The organism is Burkholderia sp. PvR073 (assembly GCF_054055695.1).
Genome location: NZ_JBSRXO010000014.1, coordinates 1 through 18,700 on the forward strand (window position 1 = coordinate 1; position 18,700 = coordinate 18,700).

16 protein-coding genes and 1 pseudogene are annotated in these 18,700 nt (G+C 68.2%); 13 read left to right on the forward strand and 4 right to left on the reverse strand.

Annotation, left to right across the window (positions count from 1 at the left end):
- From ACVK00_RS29870 to ACVK00_RS29885, 4 genes and pseudogenes are all read left to right on the forward strand, one after another.
- A pseudogene (locus ACVK00_RS29870) lies at positions 1-267 on the forward strand (DoxX family protein); the annotation flags it as partial.
- Between the two features lie 53 nt (positions 268-320).
- The gene (locus ACVK00_RS29875) at positions 321-1,235 is read left to right on the forward strand and encodes a VOC family protein (RefSeq protein WP_228907353.1); all 915 of its coding nucleotides are present in this window, start codon (positions 321-323) and stop codon (positions 1,233-1,235) included.
- A complete protein-coding gene (locus ACVK00_RS29880; protein WP_284892785.1) occupies positions 1,232-1,927 on the forward strand; it encodes a YoaK family protein in 696 nt (231 codons plus the stop codon). The genes ACVK00_RS29875 and ACVK00_RS29880 overlap by 4 nt, the downstream gene beginning before the upstream one ends.
- Positions 1,924-3,468: an alginate export family protein gene (locus tag ACVK00_RS29885; RefSeq protein WP_284892783.1), complete on the forward strand. Its 1,545-nt coding sequence runs from the start codon at positions 1,924-1,926 to the stop codon at positions 3,466-3,468. Before ACVK00_RS29880 ends, ACVK00_RS29885 begins: the two co-directional genes overlap by 4 nt.
- Before the next feature lie 213 nt (positions 3,469-3,681).
- On the opposite strand, the gene ACVK00_RS29890 is transcribed toward ACVK00_RS29885, so the two are convergent.
- On the reverse strand, positions 3,682-5,268 hold the full coding sequence (locus ACVK00_RS29890; RefSeq protein ID WP_284892782.1) for an acid phosphatase: 1,587 nt from the start codon (positions 5,266-5,268) through the stop codon (positions 3,682-3,684).
- 221 nt (positions 5,269-5,489) lie between these two features.
- On the opposite strand from ACVK00_RS29890, the gene ACVK00_RS29895 reads away from it, so the two are divergent.
- From ACVK00_RS29895 to ACVK00_RS29905, 3 genes are all read left to right on the forward strand, one after another.
- Positions 5,490-6,839 (forward strand): cytochrome-c peroxidase, encoded by a 1,350-nt coding sequence (locus ACVK00_RS29895; RefSeq protein ID WP_284892780.1) that lies wholly within the window; start codon positions 5,490-5,492, stop codon positions 6,837-6,839.
- A 127-nt stretch (positions 6,840-6,966) separates the two neighbouring features.
- On the forward strand, positions 6,967-7,353 hold the full coding sequence (locus tag ACVK00_RS29900) for a hypothetical protein (protein WP_212120517.1): 387 nt from the start codon (positions 6,967-6,969) through the stop codon (positions 7,351-7,353).
- 10 nt (positions 7,354-7,363) lie between these two features.
- Complete coding sequence (locus tag ACVK00_RS29905; protein ID WP_284892776.1) at positions 7,364-7,834, forward strand: NUDIX hydrolase; 471 nt, start codon at positions 7,364-7,366, stop codon at positions 7,832-7,834.
- A 158-nt stretch (positions 7,835-7,992) separates the two neighbouring features.
- On the opposite strand, the gene ACVK00_RS29910 is transcribed toward ACVK00_RS29905, so the two are convergent.
- Positions 7,993-9,702 (reverse strand): glutamine--tRNA ligase/YqeY domain fusion protein, encoded by a 1,710-nt coding sequence (locus ACVK00_RS29910; RefSeq protein ID WP_284892774.1) that lies wholly within the window; start codon positions 9,700-9,702, stop codon positions 7,993-7,995.
- Positions 9,703-9,956: 254 nt separating this feature from the next.
- On the opposite strand from ACVK00_RS29910, the gene ACVK00_RS29915 reads away from it, so the two are divergent.
- Complete coding sequence (locus ACVK00_RS29915; RefSeq protein WP_011656605.1) at positions 9,957-10,166, forward strand: ornithine acetyltransferase; 210 nt, start codon at positions 9,957-9,959, stop codon at positions 10,164-10,166.
- A gap of 162 nt (positions 10,167-10,328) precedes the next feature.
- On the forward strand, positions 10,329-10,877 hold the full coding sequence (locus ACVK00_RS29920; RefSeq protein ID WP_228907361.1) for an RBBP9/YdeN family alpha/beta hydrolase: 549 nt from the start codon (positions 10,329-10,331) through the stop codon (positions 10,875-10,877).
- Between the two features lie 96 nt (positions 10,878-10,973).
- Here the strand turns inward: ACVK00_RS29920 and ACVK00_RS29925 are convergent, their stop codons facing one another.
- On the reverse strand, positions 10,974-12,194 hold the full coding sequence (locus ACVK00_RS29925; protein WP_175668439.1) for a CaiB/BaiF CoA transferase family protein: 1,221 nt from the start codon (positions 12,192-12,194) through the stop codon (positions 10,974-10,976).
- A gap of 236 nt (positions 12,195-12,430) precedes the next feature.
- Here ACVK00_RS29925 and alaS point away from each other — a divergent pair, with 236 nt between their 5' ends.
- Positions 12,431-15,055, forward strand: a complete 2,625-nt coding sequence (alaS, locus tag ACVK00_RS29930; protein WP_284892768.1) for an alanine--tRNA ligase — start codon at positions 12,431-12,433, stop codon at positions 15,053-15,055.
- Between the two features lie 137 nt (positions 15,056-15,192).
- Here the strand turns inward: alaS and ACVK00_RS29935 are convergent, their stop codons facing one another.
- The gene (locus ACVK00_RS29935) at positions 15,193-16,107 is read right to left on the reverse strand and encodes a LysR family transcriptional regulator (protein ID WP_284892745.1); all 915 of its coding nucleotides are present in this window, start codon (positions 16,105-16,107) and stop codon (positions 15,193-15,195) included.
- A gap of 124 nt (positions 16,108-16,231) precedes the next feature.
- On the opposite strand from ACVK00_RS29935, the gene ACVK00_RS29940 reads away from it, so the two are divergent.
- The 3 genes from ACVK00_RS29940 to ACVK00_RS29950 all read left to right on the forward strand — a co-directional run bounded on the left by ACVK00_RS29940 (position 16,232) and on the right by ACVK00_RS29950 (position 18,694).
- On the forward strand, positions 16,232-17,470 hold the full coding sequence (locus ACVK00_RS29940; RefSeq protein ID WP_284892742.1) for a YbfB/YjiJ family MFS transporter: 1,239 nt from the start codon (positions 16,232-16,234) through the stop codon (positions 17,468-17,470).
- A gap of 119 nt (positions 17,471-17,589) precedes the next feature.
- Positions 17,590-18,126, forward strand: a complete 537-nt coding sequence (locus ACVK00_RS29945; RefSeq protein WP_166726760.1) for an NUDIX domain-containing protein — start codon at positions 17,590-17,592, stop codon at positions 18,124-18,126.
- A 130-nt stretch (positions 18,127-18,256) separates the two neighbouring features.
- Positions 18,257-18,694, forward strand: coding sequence for an acyl-CoA thioesterase (locus tag ACVK00_RS29950; protein WP_284892739.1), 438 nt, complete (start codon positions 18,257-18,259; stop codon positions 18,692-18,694).
- Positions 18,695-18,700: the final 6 nt, after the last annotated feature.

Genomic DNA, 18,700 nt, shown 5'->3' on the forward strand with positions numbered 1-18,700 from the left:
GCGCTGTGGGCGGCGCTGGCGGTGGCGGTGGAGATCGGCGGCTCGCTGTGCGTGGTGTTTCGCCGCTTCACGTGGCTCGGCGCGGGCAGCCTCGGTATGCTGACGCTGGTCGCGATGGCCGTGGCGAACGATTTCTGGAACCGCTCGGGCGCCGAACATTTCATGGCGCTGAACAGTTTTTTCGAGCATCTTGGGCTGATCGCGGCGCTTGTGCTCGCGACCATCCTCGACGATGCGCGGCAACCGGCCGACGATGGCCGCGGATGACCGGGATTGCCCGAGCCGATCCATCCTCTGATGAAACAACAAGGACTTCCGTTATGAAAACCCTTCGTTCCGCGCTGCTGGCGCTGACGATTGCCTGCGGTCTCGTCGCCGCGCCCGCCGCGTTCGCGAAACCGCCCGTGCCGCCCGCGGCTACGCCAACGGTGGCCGTTGGTCCGCAGTACGACACGACGCACGTGTGCGTGGCACCCGACGACTTCGACCGCTTCACCGACAGCGTCGTCGCGACGTTCGGCGGCACCAAGTCGAAGCAGGGCGTGTTCCAGGTCACGCCGACGCCGAGCCAGACGATGTCGCAGCTCGTGCTGACGCCGGTCGGGACGATCTCGGTGTTCGGCTTCAAGACGCCGATCCCGTATCCGTTCTGTGCCGAGCGTACCGGCTATCTCGTGACCGACATGGACGTCGCTGTGAAGTTGGCCCGCGAGCACGGTGCCGACGTGATCGTCGACACGTTCCCGGATCCGATCGGCCGCGATGCGATCATCGCGTGGACGGGCGGCGTGAAGATGCAGCTCTACTGGCATACCCAGGCGCCGCACTACGACGCGTTGCAGACCATCCCCGAGAATCGCGTCTACGTGTCGCCGCAAAGCGTGCGCAAGTTCGTGCACGATTTCGTCAAGTTCTCCAAGGGCAAGGTGGTGTCCGACAACCTGAAGGCGCCGGGCGTCGAGATCGGTCGCCCGAACGACACGTACCGCCGCATCCGCATCGAATCGGGCTTCGGCAAGATGACCGTGCTCGTGACGGACGGCAGTCTGCCGTACCCGTTCGGGCGCGAGATGACGGGCTACGAAGTGCCTGACCTCGCCGCCACGCTGAAGAAGGCCGAAGCCGCGGGCGTGACCGTGCTCGTGCCGCCGTTCTCGTCCGATGGCCGCGACGCGGCGCTCGTGCAGTTCCCGGGCGGCTACGTCGCCGAGATCCACGCGAGCGCGGCGCGATGAAGCACGAGGACACGATCCTTGCCGCGGTGGCCGGCTTCGTCGATACGCTGAGCTTCGTCGCGCTGTTCGGGCTGTTCACCGCACACGTGACGGGCAACTTCGTGCTGATCGGCGCGGGCATCGCGGGCTTCGGCCAGGGCGTGGTGCTGAAGCTCAGCGTGTTTCCCGCGTTCGTGTGCGGCGTCGTCGCGGCGAGCCTGATCGCGCGATCGATGTCCGGGCGGCCCGGCTGGCAGGGCACGCGCGCGCTGCACACGGTCCAGGCCGTGCTGCTGCTCGGCTTCTGCGCGGCCGGCCTGTGGGCGACGCCCGTCACGCAATCCGACAGCCTGCCGGTGCTCGTGGCCGGCATCGTCGGCACGTTCGCGATGGGCGTGCAGAACGCGCATCCGCGCGTGATGGCGCGCGCCGGCGTGCCGAACACCGTGATGACGGGCAACGTCACGCAGGCGATTCTCGATGTCGTCGATCTGCTGTCGGCCGGCACGACCGACAGCGCCCGCGTGGCGGCGCGCGCACGCTTCGGCAAGATGCTGCCGGCGATCGTCGCGTTCGCGCTCGGTGCGGCCGGCGGTGCGCTCGGGTTCCGTTGCATCGGCTTTGCGGCGCTGCTCGCGCCTGTCTGCGCGCTGGCGACGCTTGCGCTGGGTGCGGCCCAAGCGGCTGCACCGGCCACGCAGGAGCGCGCATGATCGGGCGAGAGGCGGGCAGGCACCGGACACATCACAGCCGCCGCTTCGAGCGAGCAGCCCGTCTGTCGATCGTGGCGGGGCTGTTGGTCGCGGGCGCCGACGCGGCGCTCGCGGAGACGGCGGCGGCATCGACTTCGACGCCGGCGCAAGAACCGGCGCCGGCTTCGGCTGCGTCATCGGTTTCTACATCGGCAACGACACCCGCGGCGACCACTGCATCGACCTGCACGGCCAAGCGGCCGACGGTGCTGTTCAACCGCTGGCAGGAAGACTGGTCGGTGCTCGCGAATCCATGCGTGCCGCGCGCGCCGCTCGACGGGCTGAAATACATTGCGCTCGGCAATGATCCGGCATCCTATCTTTCGCTCGGCGTGAACCTGCGCGAGCGGCTGGAGATCAACGACGCGCCGCTGTTCGGGATCGGCTCCGCGCAATCGGATACGTACCTGATCCAGCGCGTCGAAGTGCATGCCGATGCGCATCTCGGCCAGCACTGGCAGTTCTTCGCGCAATTGCAGGACGCGCGCGCGTTCGGCAAGAACACGGTGTCGCCGGTCGACCGGAACCCGCTCGATCTCGAGCAGGCGTTCGCGACCTACACGGGCGCGCTCGGCGGCGGCACGTTCAAGTTCCGCGTCGGCCGGCAGGAGATGGCGTTCGACTTGCAGCGCTTCATCGCCGCGCGCGACGGCCCGAACGTGCGTCAGGCGTTCGATGCGGTCTGGGCCGATTACGAATACGGGAAGTGGCGCTTCATCGGCTATGCGACGCAGCCGGTACAGAACCGCAACGCATCCGATTTCGACGACGTGTCCAATCGCAATCTCACGTTCAGCGGCGTGCGCTTCGAGCGGCAGTCGGTCGGGCCGGGCGACCTGTCCGGCTACTGGTCGCGGTACAACCGCAAGAACGCGCGCTTTCTCGACGCGAGCGGCCCCGAGCATCGCGACGTGTGGGACCTGCGCTACTCGGGCACGCAGGGCCGTTTCGACTGGGATCTCGAGACGATGCTGCAGACCGGGACGGTCGGCAACAACACGATCGGCGCATGGGCCGTCGGCTCGATCGCCGGCTACCGGCTCGACGCGCCGTGGTCGCCGCGCATCGCGCTGCAGGTCGATGCGGCATCGGGCGACCGGCATCCGCAAGACGGCCGCGTCGGCACCTTCAATCCGCTGTTTCCGAACGGCTATTACTTCACGCTGGCCGGCTTCACGGGCTACTCGAACCTGATCCACGTGAAGCCGTCGGTGACGCTGAAGCCGTCGCCGAACCTGTCGCTGCTCGGCGCGTTCGGTTTCCAGTGGCGCGAGACGACCGGCGACGCCGTCTATCAGCAGGCGAACGTCGCGGTGCCTGGCACCGCGGGCAAGGGCGGCCTGTGGACGGGGATGTACGTGCAGCTGCGCGCGGACTGGACGATCGCCGCGAACCTGATCGGCGCGGTCGAGGCCGTGCATTTCCAGGTCGGCGACGCGATCCGGCAGGCGCGCGGGCACAACGCGGACTACGTCGGCGTCGAACTGAAGTATGGGTGGTAGCGCGCGGCGGACACGCGGTTCCGCCGGAGCGGGCGGCCGCTGCCGCCGCCGAATGCGGGCGCGATGATGCTGGCGCTCGCGCTCGATGACGCCGGCCTCGCGCGCGCACGAGCACGCGACGCATGAAAAAGGGCGACCCCGCGTGAGCAGGGTCGCCCTTCGTTCGTCCGGGCCGGCAGCGCGGCCGGCCCGTTCGCGGTGATGGTGATGCCGTTACAGGTTCGGCGACAGCGCGAGCGCGTTCGTCAGGTCGCCCATCGGCTGCGCGCCGTTCGTCTTCAGCGCGTCGTCGCGCTGCTGCAGGCCTGCGAGGCGCGGCAGCGAGAAGCGGCGCGTGATGAAGCGCAGGATCGAACCCGTGTCGTACTGCGTGTGGTCCACGAAGCCCTTCTTCGCATACGGCGATACGATCAGCGCCGGAATGCGGGTGCCCGGGCCCCAGCGATCGGCGGTCGGCGGCGTGGCATGATCCCAGAAGCCGCCGTTCTCGTCGTACGTGACGACGACGACCATGTTCTTCCACTGCGGGCTTGCCTGCAGGTGCGCGATCACGTCGGCGATGTGCTGATCGCCGGAGGTGACGTCCGTGTAGCCAGGGTGTTCGTTCAGGTTGCCCTGCGGCTTGTAGAACGCAACCTGCGGCAGCGTGCCCGCGTCGATCGCCTTGATGAACTCGGCACCGTTCGCGCCGCCGTCGAGCAGGTGCTGCGCGCGGCTCGCGGCGCCCGGCGCCTGGTTCGCGAAGTAGTTGAACGGCTGATGGTGCGGCTGGAAGTTCGGCGTCGACAGATCGGCGCCGTAGATCACGTTCGACGTGCCGTTCTGGCTCGCCTGCAGCGCCTGGCCCCATGCGCCGCCATACCATGCCCACGAGACCCCCGCGTTGGTCATCAGGTCGCCGATGTTGGTCGCCGTCTGCGGCGGCATCGTCGACGCATTGGCCGGATCGGCGAGCAGCGGATCGCCGCCCGTGGCGGCCTTGTTGCCGCTCGGCTGGTACGCCGGCTGCATCGTGTTGACGCCATAGAAGTCAGGCGTCAGCGCGCCGTCGTTGACGAACTTCGGCGGGCCGCTCAGTGCGGAGGCCGGCGAGTTCGTGGCGACCTTCAGCGACTTGCCGTCGGCGTTCAGGACTGCGATCTTGCCGGCCGCCGGACTCTTGTCGGCGTTCGCGTAGAACGGCGCGCACGCACAGATCAGGTACTGGTGGTTCAGGAACGAGCCGCCGAACGCGCCCATGAAGAAGTTGTCGGCCAGCACGTACTGCTGCGCGATCTTCCACAGCGGCAGCTTCGACGGATCCGCCGTGTAGTGGCCCATCGTCAGGCCGCCCGCATCGGTCCATGCGGCATACATGTCGTTCTTGCCGCCGTCGATCTGCATCTGGTCCTGGTAGAAGCGGTGCACGATGTCGCGCGTCGCGATGCTCATCGACTGGTTGAAGCCGTTCGGATCGTCGATCGCGAACGGCGCGTTCGGCAGGTTCGCCGTCATCGCCTCGGTGACGGCCGGCGTGATGCCGGTGGCGGTCAGGCCGCCCCAGATCTTCGGCAGCGTCGCCATCGTCGAACCGTCGCGATCCTTCTGCACCGAGTTCGCGGCCGTCGCGTTCTGCAGACCGTTGGCACCCGGGAAGTTGCCGTACAGGTTGTCGAAGCTGCGGTTTTCCGCATAGATGACGACGACGTTCTTGACGGCCGACAGGCCTTGCTGCGTCACATCGTCGCCGCCGCAGGCGGTCAGGCTGAGCGCGGCCGCGAGGGCGATCGGCGTGTAGCGAATCCAGGCGTGCTTCTTCATGCGATGTTCTCTCTTTCGTCGTTTGTCGCGTGTGGGAACCGGGTTGGCGCAGGGCCGGCGCACGATCTTCGAGGCATCGGCCGGCTGCGCGCATTATCTGGAATCGATTTGACAGGCAGGTGTAGGGGTGCTTTCGATTAACTGTCGGTCGAACGTCATGTAACAGTCACGGAACTGACATAAGCTCCGGCCGATTGCCCACCGCTACAAGAAGAACGACGATGCACACCCTTCTGAAACCCGTCGCGTCCGCGCGATCGCTGATCGCTGCCGCGGCAACGCTGACACTCGTTGCGGGATTCGCGGCGCTCGCCGGTTGCGATGCGCGGCCCGGAGCGAATGCGCCGGCCGTGCCCGTCGTCCCGGCGGCACAGGCTGCTCCGGCCGCTCCGGCGGTCGCGCCGGCCAGCCAACCGCAAACGCGCGCGCAGGTATTCGAGGGCGTCAAGCAGATGACGGCACTCGGCAAGCAGTTGTTCTTCGATCCGTCGCTGTCGGGGTCCGGCAAGCTCGCGTGCGCGTCGTGCCATAGCGCCGAGCATGCGTTCGGGCCGCCGAACGCGCTGTCGGTGCAACTCGGCGGCGACGACATGCACCGCACGGGCTTTCGCGCGGTGCCGTCGCTGAAGTACCTGCGCGGCATTCCTCCGTTCAGCGAGCACTTCCACGATTCACCGGACGAGGGTGACGAAAGCATCGACGCGGGTCCGACCGGTGGGCTGACCTGGGATGGCCGCGTCGACACGCGCGATGCGCAGGCGCGCATTCCCCTCACGTCGCCATTCGAGATGAGCAGCTCGCCGGCGCGGGTTGCGAAGGCCGTTCGCGCCGCACCCTATGCCGATGCGTTCCGCCATGCGTTCGGCGACCGGGTCCTCGCCGACGACCAGGCGACTTTCGGCGCGGTGCTGCGCGCGCTCGACGCATTCCAGCAGCAGCCGGCGCTGTTCGATCCGTACACGAGCAAGTACGACGCGTATCTCGCCGGCCACGCGCAGCTCACGCCTGCGGAGCTGCACGGGCTGCAGCTGTTCAACGACGAGAAGAAGGGCAACTGCGCGAGTTGCCACGTGAGCCAGCGCACGCTCGAAGGCGGTCCGCCGCAGTTCAGCGATTTCGGCCTGATCGCGATCGCGGTGCCGCGCAACCGCGCGCTGCCGGTCAATCGCGATCCGCGCTTCCACGATCTCGGCGCGTGCGGCCCCGAGCGCACCGACCTGAAGGGCCGCGACGAATTCTGCGGACTGTTCCGCACGCCGTCGCTGCGCAACGTCGCGCTGCGCAAGACGTTCTTCCACAACGGCGTGTACCACTCGCTCGAGGACGTGATGCGCTTCTACGTCGAGCGCGACATCCATCCGGAGAAGTTCTATCCGGTCGTGCACGGCAAGGTGCAGGTGTACGACGATTTGCCGAAGCGCTACTGGCCGAACATCAACCGCGAGCCGCCGTTCGACCGCAAGCGCGGCGACGCGCCCGCGCTGAACGCGGCCGAGATCAAGGACGTGATCGCGTTCCTGAACACGCTGACCGACGGATATCAACCGGTGGCCGCGTCGGCTGCGCGCTAGAAGGCGTTCCTTGCGGCACGCATGCTATGCTCGCTCGCTGACGGGCGTGGCGCGTGCCGGATGGCCGGCCCCCGGTTCGCCGGCCGCGCGCCACGCCGTTCGATCGAACATCCAAGGAGAACAACACATGTCGATGCGTGCATCCCTTTCAGTCGTCACGCGCGTGCTGGCCGGCGCCGCGTGCGCAGCCGCGATGCTGCCCGCCCACGCACAAAGCAACCTGGGCTTCCTGAGCGACACGCCGCTGACCTACTTCAGCAAGACCGACCGCGCGTCGCTGACCAAGGCCGTCGCGCAGGTGCGCGACGAAGGCAAGGACGGCGAGACCACGACGTGGCAGAGCAACGGCCGCGGCACGCAGATCGATGCGAAGCTCACGCCGTCGACGTCCGAAACTGACGGCAAGACCTGCCGCGAAATCGCGACCGAAATCACCGCGAAGGGCCAGTCGATGACGCTCAAGCCGGTCTTCTGCAAGACTGCCGCAGGCAAGTGGCAACTGCAGAAACGCTGAGCGCGGTGCGATGAAGCGTAGCAGTGCGCCGCGCACGGTATCGTGCGGCGTCGTGATTCTCGACGGGGCCGGCCGCGTATTCCTCGCGCATGCGACGGATACCACGCACTGGGACATCCCGAAGGGGCAGGGCGAGCCCGGCGAGTCGCCGGTCGACGCGGCGCTGCGGGAGTTGCGCGAGGAAACCGGCATCGAGTTCGCGCCGGCGCGCCTCGTCGATCTCGGCCGCTTCGCGTACCGTCACGACAAGGACCTGCACCTGTTCGCGGTGCAGGTCGCCAACGACGAGATCGATCCCGCGCACTGCACGTGCACGTCGCTGTTCCCGAGCCGTCGCGACGGCTCGCTGATTCCCGAGATGGACGCGTATCGCTGGACCGCGCCCGGCGACGTCGATACGTATGCGAGCCGCAGCCTCGCGCGGCTGTTTCGCACGACGCTGTCGCTCGCGGACCTGCATCGGCGCTTGACGGGCGCGTGAGCGCTGCGGCTTCGATGTCGCGGATGGCACGAATGGCACGAATGGCGCGAATGGCACGAATGGCGCGCACGCAATAAAAAACCGACCCCGAGGGTCGGTTTTTTTTCATCGTCGCGCGACGTCGGCTCGACGTCGCACGCCGCGCGCGCCGCAGGCCGTCAGGCCGGCTTGCCCCAGCTGTCGCGCAGCCCGACGATCCGGTTGAACACGGGCTTGCCCGGTTTCGAATCGACGCGGTCGGCAACGAAATAGCCGTGACGCTCGAACTGCAAGCGCGTTTCCGGCGCGACATCGCCGGCGCCCGGTTCGACGTAGGCCTGCGCGATCTTCTTCGAATCGGGGTTCAGTGCCTCGAGGAAGTTCGCGCCGCCCGCGTCCGGGTGCGGCTCCTTGAACAGCCGGTCGTAGATCCGCACTTCGGCCGGCTGCGCATGCTTCGCGCTGACCCAGTGGATGTTGCCCTTGACCTTGTACGTGTTCGCGCCTTCCGTGCCCGACTTGCTGTCCGGGAAGTAGTTGCAGTGCACGGCCGTCACGTTGCCGTTGGCGTCCTTGTCGAAGCCCGTGCACTCGATCACGTAGCCGTAGCGCAGGCGCACCTTGTTGCCCGGGAACAGGCGGAAATAGCCCTTCGGCGGGTTCTCGACGAAGTCCTCGCGTTCGATCCACAGCTCGCGCGAGATCGGGAACGTGCGCACGCCGCGCTCCGGATGATGCGGATGCACGGGGGCCGTGCACGCTTCCTCGAGGTCTTCCGGATAGTTGTCGATCACGAGCTTCAGCGGATCGAGCACGGCGACCGAGCGCGGCGCCTTGTCGTCGAGATCGTCGCGCAGCGCGCCTTCGAACACGCTCATGTCGATCCACGAATCGACCTTCGTCACGCCGATCCGCTCGCAGAACAGGTGGATGCTCTCCGGCGTGAAGCCGCGGCGGCGGATCCCGACGATCGTCGGCATGCGCGGATCGTCCCAGCCTTCGACGTGACCTTCGGTGACGAGCTGCAGCAGCTTGCGCTTGCTGGTGATCGCGTACGTGAGGTTCAGGCGCGAGAATTCGATCTGTTGCGGCAGCGGACGCGTGAACATGCCGGCATCCGCGAGTTCGTTCAGCACCCAGTCGTACAGCGGGCGGTGATCCTCGAACTCGAGCGTGCACAGCGAGTGCGTGATGCCCTCGAGCGCATCCGAGATGCAGTGCGTGTAGTCGTACATCGGATACACGCACCATGCGTCGCCGGTGCGGTAGTGGTGCGCGTAGCGGATCCGGTAGATCACCGGGTCGCGCATGTTCATGTTCGGCGACGCCATGTCGATCTTCGCGCGCAGCACGTGCTCGCCTTCCTTGAACTCGCCGGCCTTCATCCGGCGGAACAGGTCGAGGTTGTCCTCGGGCGAACGGTCGCGGTACGGCGACGGCTTGCCGCCTTCGGTCAGCGAGCCGCGGTTCGCGCGCATTTCGTCGGCGCTCTGGCTGTCGACGTACGCCTTGCCGCGCTGGATCAGCAGCTCGGCGAATTCGTACAGCTTGTCGTAGTAGTCGCTCGCGAAATACTGGTGATCGACCGCATCCTTGCGCCAGTCGAAGCCGAGCCAGCGCACCGCGTCGACGATCGAGTCGACGTACTCGACGCTTTCCTTTTCCGGATTCGTGTCGTCGAAGCGCAGGTGGCACACGCCGCCGTAGTCGCGCGCGACGCTGAAGTTCAGGCAGATGCTCTTCGCATGGCCGATGTGCAGATAGCCGTTCGGCTCGGGCGGGAAGCGCGTTTCGACGCGGCCGCCCCATTTGCCGGTGCGGTTGTCGTCGTCGATGATGTTGCGGATGAAGTTGGAAGCCGCGGGGGCGTCGTTACGTTCGGTGCTCATGCGGTTGGCGTCAGGTTGTGTCGGCGCGTCGCGCCGGTTTAATCCTGTAATTCTACCTGAGCGGGGTCCGTCCCGCGCGGGTTGCGCCGCCGCAAGGCCCGGTTCGCGCTGCGTACCGCAATATCTCGATAATGTGTCGGCTGTAACACGACGTAAATCGGTTTGCCCGGCGCGTTCGGCTTTTCCTATGATGGCTTCACCGAGTCAATGCCGCCGGTCGGCCTTTTTGCCTGGCGGGAGGAAGCCAACAATCAATGATGAAGAAGACCACTTTTCTCGTTCGTACCGCGGTAATCGTCGCGGTCCTGTCGCAACTCGGCGCATGCGCGATGACGCATACGCAACGTAACGCCGGTATCGGCGCGGCCGCGGGCGGCGCGCTGGGCTACCTGATCACGGGCGGCCCGGTCGGCACGGTTGCCGGCGCGGCGGCAGGCGGCCTGGTCGGCGCCGGCGTGCGCTGATCGACGCCGGCGCGCATGCGCGCCGGCCGGTCGTGACGGCGTTCGCCGCGCGTCACGACCTCGCACATCCCTTCCGCGATTCGACAGGCAACATCAGGGAGGAACGGGTGTGCGACACTTCGTCGACATCACATAACGACTTCATTCGTCGACGAATCCTCCATGAGCGACTCTCCCGTTTTCGTGCTGCCGGGCTACGGCAACTCCGGTCCGTTCCACTGGCAAAGCCGCTGGGAGCGCGCCGACGCGCGTTTCGTGCGCATCGCGATGCCCGACTGGGACCGTGCGTTCCGCAACGGCTGGTGTCTCGCGCTCGATCGCGCGGTCGAGGCCGCGCCGGGCCCGGTGTTGATCGCCGCGCATAGCCTCGGCACGCTGACCACCGCATGGTGGGCGACCCGCTACGCGCGGCCGGCCGCGCTCGCGAAGGTGCGCGGCGCGCTCCTTGTCGCGCTGCCCGATCCGGCCGGGCCCGGGTTTCCGGCCGACGCGCACGGCTTCGGGCCGGTGCCGCACGAACGGCTGCCGTTTCCGACCTGCGTAGCCGCGAGCAGCGACGATTCGTACGGCTCGCTCGCGTTCGCGCGCGGCTGCGCGCACGCGTGGGGCAGCGCCTTCCATGATCTCGGCCCGCGCGGCCACCTCAACGCGGACAGCGGGCTCGGCGACTGGCCCGACGCACGCGGCTGGCTCGACGCGCTCGCGCGTTAGCCATCGATTCACTGGCCATTGGCTATCGGCCGTCGGCCGCACGCCGCCGCGCCGCCGCGCCGCCGAAGGCGCCGCGACGCACACGTCCCGGCGGGCTCAGATCGCCTGCTTCGCCTTGAGCGCCGCAATGCGCGCCGCGTCGTAGCCGAGCATGTCGCGCAGCACCGCTTCGGTCTGCGCGCCGAGCAGCGGCGGGGCCGTGCGCGCATCGGGCGGCGTCGCGCTCATCCGGATCGGATTGCGCACGAGCTTCACGTCCGCGCCGCACGGATGCGGCAGCGACACCTGCATTCCGCGCGCGACCACCTGTTCGTTGTCGAACACTTCGTCGAGTTCGTTGATCGGCCCGCATGGCACGCCGGCCGCTTCCAGCGTGCCGATCCAGTCGGCCTTGCCGCGTGTCTTCACCATCTCCGCGAGGATCGGCACCAGCGTGTCGCGATGGCGCACGCGCGACGGGTTGGTCGCGAACCGTTCGTCGTCGGCCAGCTCGGCCCGGCCCCCGGCCTCGACAAACTTGCGGAACTGCCCGTCGTTGCCGACCGCGACGATGATCCAGCCGTCGCTCGTCTGGAATGTTTGATACGGCACGATGTTCGGGTGCGCGTTGCCCCAGCGCACCGGCGGCTTGCCGCTCGCGAGGAAGTTGGTGTTCATGTTCGCGAGCAGCGCGACCTGCACGTCGAGCAGCGCCATGTCGATGTACTGGCCTTCGCCCGTGCGGTCGCGGTGCGCGAGCGCGGCGAGCACCGCGATCGTCGAATAGAGTCCCGTCGCGAGATCGGCGATCGCGACGCCGGCCTTCTGCGGGCCGCCGCCCGGCTCGCTGTCGCGCTCGCCGGTGATGCTCATGAAGCCGCCGATGCCCTGGACGATGAAGTCGTAGCCCGCGCGATGCGCGTACGGGCCCGTCTGGCCGAAACCCGTGACCGAGCAGTAGACGAGATCGGGCTTCACCGCGCGCAGCGATTCGTAGTCGAGCCCGTATTTCGCGAGCTGCCCGACCTTGTAGTTCTCGAGCACGACGTCGCTTTGCGCGGCGAGCTCGCGCACGATCTGCTGGCCTTCCGGCGTCGCGATGTCGACCGTGACCGAGCGCTTGTTGCGGTTCGCCGCGAGGTAGTAAGCGGCCTCGGCGGTATCGGCGCCGGCTGCGTCCTTCAGGTACGGCGGTCCCCAGTGGCGCGTGTCGTCGCCGGCGCCGGGGCGCTCGACCTTGATCACGTCCGCGCCGAAATCGGCAAGGGTCTGCGCGCACCAAGGGCCCGCGAGCACGCGGGTGAGGTCCAGCACGCGGATATGGCTCAGGGCACCCATCGTCGAATCGTCTCCTTTCATGGCTTGGCGTCGGGCAACGCGGATCGGCATGCCGACCATCTTAAGGCGAATCGGCCGCGCGGGTGGCCCAGGCAGGTCGTCCGGCACGGCGGGCCGCTGCCGTCTGGGCCGCCGGTCGGTATCGTATAATCGATCGTTTACGATATTTGCCCGCCGTGCGTCCGCGAGGACGGCCGGCGTTTGAAGCCGTCTCAGCCAGACATTCCCCGCACGCCATGAAAGCTGCCGAAATCCGCGAGAAATTCCTCAAATTCTTCGAATCGAAGGGCCACACGATCGTCCGCTCGTCGAGCCTCGTGCCCGGTAACGACCCCACGCTGATGTTCACGAACTCGGGCATGGTCCAGTTCAAGGACGTGTTCCTCGGCACGGACCCGCGTCCGTACTCGCGCGCCACGACGGCGCAGCGCAGCGTGCGCGCGGGCGGCAAGCACAACGACCTCGAGAACGTCGGCTACACGGCGCGCCACCACACGTTCTTCGAGATGCTCGGCAACTTCTCGTTCGGCGACTACTTCAAGCACGACGCGATCCGCTTCGCGTGGGAACTGCTGACCACGGTCTACCAGTTGCCGAAGGACAAGCTGTGGGTCACCGTCTACCAGGAAGACGACGAAGCCTACGACATCTGGGCGAAGGAAGTCGGCGTGCCGACCGAGCGGATCATCCGGATCGGCGACAACAAGGGCGCGCGCTACGCGTCGGACAACTTCTGGACGATGGGCGACACCGGCCCGTGCGGCCCGTGCACGGAAATCTTCTACGACCACGGCCCGGACGTGTGGGGCGGCCCGCCGGGGTCGCCTGAGGAAGACGGCGATCGCTACATCGAGATCTGGAACCTCGTGTTCATGCAGTTCAACCGCGACGCGCAGGGCAACATGACGCGCCTGCCGAAGCAGTCGGTCGACACGGGCATGGGCCTCGAGCGCCTCGCCGCGGTGCTGCAGCACGTGCACAGCAACTACGATATCGACCTGTTCCAGAACCTGATCAAGGCCGCCGCGCGCGTGACCGAGATCAGCGATCTCACCAACAACTCGCTGAAGGTGATCGCCGATCACATCCGCGCGTGCTCGTTCCTGATCGTCGACGGCGTGATTCCGGGCAACGAAGGCCGCGGCTACGTGCTGCGCCGGATCGTGCGCCGCGCGATCCGCCACGGCTACAAGCTCGGCCGCAAGGGCTCGTTCTTCCACAAGCTGGTGGCCGACCTCGTCGCCGAGATGGGCGCGGCCTATCCGGAGCTGAAAGAAGCCGAGCAGCGCGTGACCGACGTGCTGCGCCAGGAGGAAGAGCGCTTCTTCGAGACGATCGAGCACGGGATGTCGATCCTCGAGGCCGCACTCGCCGACGTCGAAGCGAAGGGCGGCAAGGTGCTCGACGGCGAACTCGCGTTCAAGCTGCACGACACCTACGGCTTCCCGCTCGACCTCACGGCCGACGTGTGCCGCGAGCGCGGGATGACGGTCGACGAGCCGGCATTCGACGACGCGATGGCGCGCCAGCGCGAGCAGGCACGCGCGGCCGGCAAGTTCAAGGCCACGCAGGGCCTCGAATACACGGGCGCGAAAACCACGTTCCACGGTTACGAGGAAATCGCGTTCGACGACGCGAAGGTCGTCGCGCTGTACGTCGACGGTTCGGCCGTCAACGAAGTGAAGGCCGGCCAGGATGCGGTCGTCGTGCTCGACCACACGCCGTTCTACGCGGAATCGGGCGGCCAGGTCGGCGACCAGGGCGTGCTCGCGAACGCCGCGACGCGCTTCGCGGTGGCCGACACGCTGAAGGTGCAGGCCGACGTGGTCGGCCATCACGGCACGCTGGAGCAGGGCACGCTGAAGATCGGCGACGTGCTGCGCGCGGAAATCGACGCGCACCGCCGCGCCCGCACGCAGCGCAACCACTCGGCCACCCACCTGATGCACAAGGCGCTGCGTGAAGTGCTCGGCGCGCACGTGCAGCAGAAGGGTTCGCTCGTCGACGCGGAGAAGACCCGTTTCGACTTCGCGCACAACGCACCGATGACCGACGACGAAATCCGTCGCGTCGAACAGATCGTCAACAACGAAATCCTCGCGAACGCGCCGGGCATCGTGCGCGTGATGCCGTACGACGAAGCGGTGAAGGGCGGCGCGATGGCGCTGTTCGGCGAGAAGTACGGCGACGAAGTGCGCGTGCTCGATCTCGGTTTCTCGCGCGAACTGTGCGGCGGCACCCACGTGCATCGCACCGGCGACATCGGCTTCTTCAAGATCGTCGTCGAAGGTGGCGTCGCGGCCGGCATCCGCCGGGTCGAGGCGATCACCGGCGACAACGCGGTGCGTTACGTGCAGGAACTCGATGCGCGCGTGAACGAAGCCGCGGCCGCGCTGAAGGCGCAACCGTCGGAACTCACGCAGCGCATCGCGCAGGTGCAGGACCAGGTGAAGTCGCTCGAGAAGGAACTGGGCGCGCTGAAGTCGAAGCTCGCGTCGAGCCAGGGCGACGAGCTCGCGCAGCAGGCCACCGAAGTCGGCGGCGTGTACGTGCTGGCCGCGACGCTCGACGGCGCGGACGCGAAGACACTGCGCGAAACGGTCGACAAGCTGAAGGACAAGCTGAAGAGCGCGGCGATCGTGCTGGCGGCCGTCGAAGGCGGCAAGGTCAGCCTGATCGCGGGCGTCACGCCGGATGCGAGCAAGAAGGTCAAGGCCGGCGAGCTCGTGAACTTCGTCGCGCAGCAGGTCGGTGGCAAAGGCGGCGGCCGTCCGGACATGGCGCAGGCAGGCGGCACGGAACCGGCGAACCTGCCGGGCGCGCTCGCGGGCGTCAAGGGCTGGGTCGAAGAACGTCTTTGATCGTCCCGGCTGATGCGATGCGGTCGAACTGAGCGCATCGCATCCATCGCATGAAAAAACGACCCGATCGGCACGTGTGCCGGTCGGGTCGTTTTGCTTTGTGCCGGTACTGCCTGCGCTGCCGGTCAAGGCCCGGCTCAGGCTGGCGCCACTATCGGCGCCGTGGCTGCATCGTCCGGCTGCCTTGCAGCCTCGCCGAGCGCATCGCGCAGCGCGGCGAGTGCCGCCGACGCGTAACCCTGCCGCCACGCGAGCACCGTATCGATCCCTTCGAGTTCGGCGATCGTGTGGGCCGTGACGTTGCCGGTTTCCGGCTGCAGATCGAGCACCGACCTCGGCGCGACCGCGACGCCCGCGCCAGCCGCGACGCACGCGACGATCGCGTGATACGAACCGAGTTCGAGCACGCGCGCGGCTTTCACCCCGTGCGCCGCATACCATTGCTCGACGTATTTCCGGTACGTGCAGCCGCGCTCGAAAGCGATCAGCGTCGGCAGGATCACGTCGCGCGGCGTGCGCACCGGCGGATGGCCGCGCGGCGTCAGCAGCACGAGATCCTCGCGGTAGATCGGCACCGTCTCGAACGTGTCCGGCAGCGTGTCCGGTGCGGGCGGACGCGCGAACAGCGCCGCGTCGACCTCGAAGTCGCGCACCCTGTCGATCAGCCAGCCGGTCGTGCCGGTCACGAGTTCCAGCGATACGTCGGGCCACGCATGGTGATAGCGCGCGAGCACGGTCGGCAGCCGGCTCGCGGCCGTGCTCTCCATCGTGCCGAGCCGCAGCCGCCCGCGCGGCGTGTCCTCGCGCACCGCGTCGCGCGCCTCGTCGGCAAGCGCGAGCAGCCGCTCCGCGTACGGTAGCAGCGTGTGCCCGGCCGGCGTCAGCACGAGCCGGCGGCCGTCGCGCACGAACAGCGCCGCACCGAGTTCCTCCTCGAGCTGCTTGATGCGCGTCGTCACGTTCGACTGCACGCGATTGAGCTTCGCCGCCGCACGCGTGACGCCGTTCTCGCGCACGACGGCCCGGAAAATCGCCAGTGCCGCCAGGTCCATGATTCTCTCCGGGAGATATGTGGATTCTTTATTATTCATTTTTAGAGAATGTTTGGTCAAGCTACGATACAAGCGTTCCGATTTCCGTTTCGGCCGGCGCGCACCGCGTGCGGCCCATGCCGCCATGTCCCGTTCCGATGCTCCGAGTGCCGCCGCCGCCGGCGCCCACCTGTCCGATGACGCCGACCGCCGCGCCCGCGCGGCCGCGCTCGCCTGCATGATCGGACTCGCGGTCGCGCTCGGCGTCGGCCGCTTCGCGTTTACGCCGCTGCTGCCGTTGATGCTCGCCGACGGCTCGATCGGCCTGAAGGCCGGCAGTTGGCTCGCGTCGGCGAACTACGCGGGCTATTTCGTCGGCGCGGTCAGCTGCGCGGCGGTGCGGGTCGCGCCCGCGCGGATGGTGCGCTTCGGGCTCGCCGCCACCGTGCTGCTGACCGCCGCGATGGGCGTCGGCCATCTGCTTTCAGCATGGCTCGTGGTGCGCTTCGTCGCGGGTGTCGTCAGTGCGTGGACGTTCGTGTTCGTGTCGCAATGGGGGCTGCGGCGGCTCACCGAGCTGCACGCGCCCGAGTGGAGCGGGGTGATCTACGCGGGACCCGGTGTCGGCATCGTGCTGACGGGGCTGATCGGCAGCGCGCTCGCCGGCCATCGCGCGGCGCCCGGCTGGCTCGGCTTCGCGGCGCTGTCGGCGGTGCTGTCGGTCGCGATCTGGCGCATATTCGGCACCACGCCGGCAGTTGCGCCGCCGGCCGCGCCCGCCCGGCCTGCGGCGACGGCCGCGGCACCGCACGACGCGCGGCGCCATCGGGCCGACGCCGCGTGGCTCGTCGTGCTGTACGGGATGCCGGGCTTCGGCTACATCATCACCGCTACGTTCCTGCCGGTGATCGCGCGCGCCGCGCTGCCGGCCGGCTCGCCGTGGCCGGACCTGTTCTGGCCGATGTTCGGCGCGGCGCTGATCGTCGGCGCGATCGCCGCCGCGCGGCTGCCCGGCCACTGGGACAATCGGCTGCTGCTCGCCGCCGGCTGCGCGACGCAGGCGCTCGGAATCGCGGCGGGCATCGTGTGGCCGAATGCAGCCGGGTTCTCGGTCGGCAGCGCGCTGCTCGGCCTGCCGTTCACCGCGATCACGCTGTTCGCGATGCGCGAGGCGCGGCGGCTGCACGGCGAGCGCGCGGCCGGGCTGATGGGCTATGCGACCGCGTCGTATGGGGTCGGACAGATTCTCGGTCCGCTCGTCGCCGCGCCGCTGACCGCGCGTTTCGGGTCGTTCTCGCCGGCGCTGTGGGTCGCGGCGGGCGCGTTGCTCGTCGGGGCCGCCGGCTTTGCGGCGACCGCCGCACGCGGGCGCGCGCGACCCTGACGTCATCGGGGCCGGATCGTCTGCGGCGCGGGCAAACTCGCTAGAATGAAGCCTTTCCCGCGCCGAGCGGGCGTGAGGCGGCCTGCGGGCCGCCGCCGACGTCCGCCAGATCCCCATCGATGACCACCGCCGACTACCGTTTTTGCCCGCGCTGCGCGAGCCCGCTGACCGAGCGCGCCGATCCCGAACACGAGGGCGGCCGCGTCCGCCAGGCCTGCCCGGACGACGCGTGCGGCTACGTGCACTGGAACAACCCGCTGCCGGTGGTGGCCGCGATCGTCGAACTCGACGGCAAGATCCTGCTCGCGCGCAACGCGGCCTGGCCGGACGGGATGTTCGCGCTGATCACCGGCTTCCTCGAGAACGGCGAGACGCCCGAGGACGGCATCGCGCGCGAGGTGTTCGAGGAAACCGCGCTGAAGGCCGAGCAGGTCACGCTCGTCGGCGTCTATGAATTCATCCGCAAGAACGAGCTGATCATCGCGTACCACGTGCGCGCATCGGGCACCGTCGCGCTGTCGCCGGAACTGCTCGAATACCGGCTCGTCGATCCGCCGCGGCTGCGCCCGTGGCGGGCCGGCACCGGCTACGCACTGGCCGACTGGATGCGCGCGCGCGGCCTCGATTTCGAATTCGTCGATCGAGCGGGGCAGTGACGGCCCGCGCCGCTCCCGATATTTCATCCGTCGCGCCGCGCACGCTCGCGTCGCGGCACCTCGCCGATTCCCGGCGTGCCGTCCCGCGCGGCCGCCGCGCGGCGTCCCACTCGTCCTGACCGCCATCGCCATGTCCGACAAGCCGCAGCCGCGTCCGCGCGACGCCTATCGCCACTTCCTGCCGATCACGACCCGCTGGATGGACAACGACGTCTACGGGCACGTGAACAACGTCGTCTATTACAGCTACTTCGACACCGTCGTGAACGAATACCTGATCCGCGCGGGCGTGCTCGACGTCGAGCACGGGCAGACGATCGGGCTCGTGGTCGAGACGCAATGCAACTACTTCGCGTCGCTCGTGTTTCCGCAGTCGGTCGACGCGGGGCTGCGCGTCGCGAAGCTCGGTACGTCGAGCGTGCGCTACGAGATCGGGCTGTTCGCGGCAGGGGAGTCCGCGCCGGCGGCGCAGGGGCATTTCGTGCACGTGTACGTCGATCGCGGCACGCGCCGCCCGGTGCCGCTGCCCGACGCGCTGCGCGCGGCGCTCGAATCGCTCGCCGGCTGACAGGCG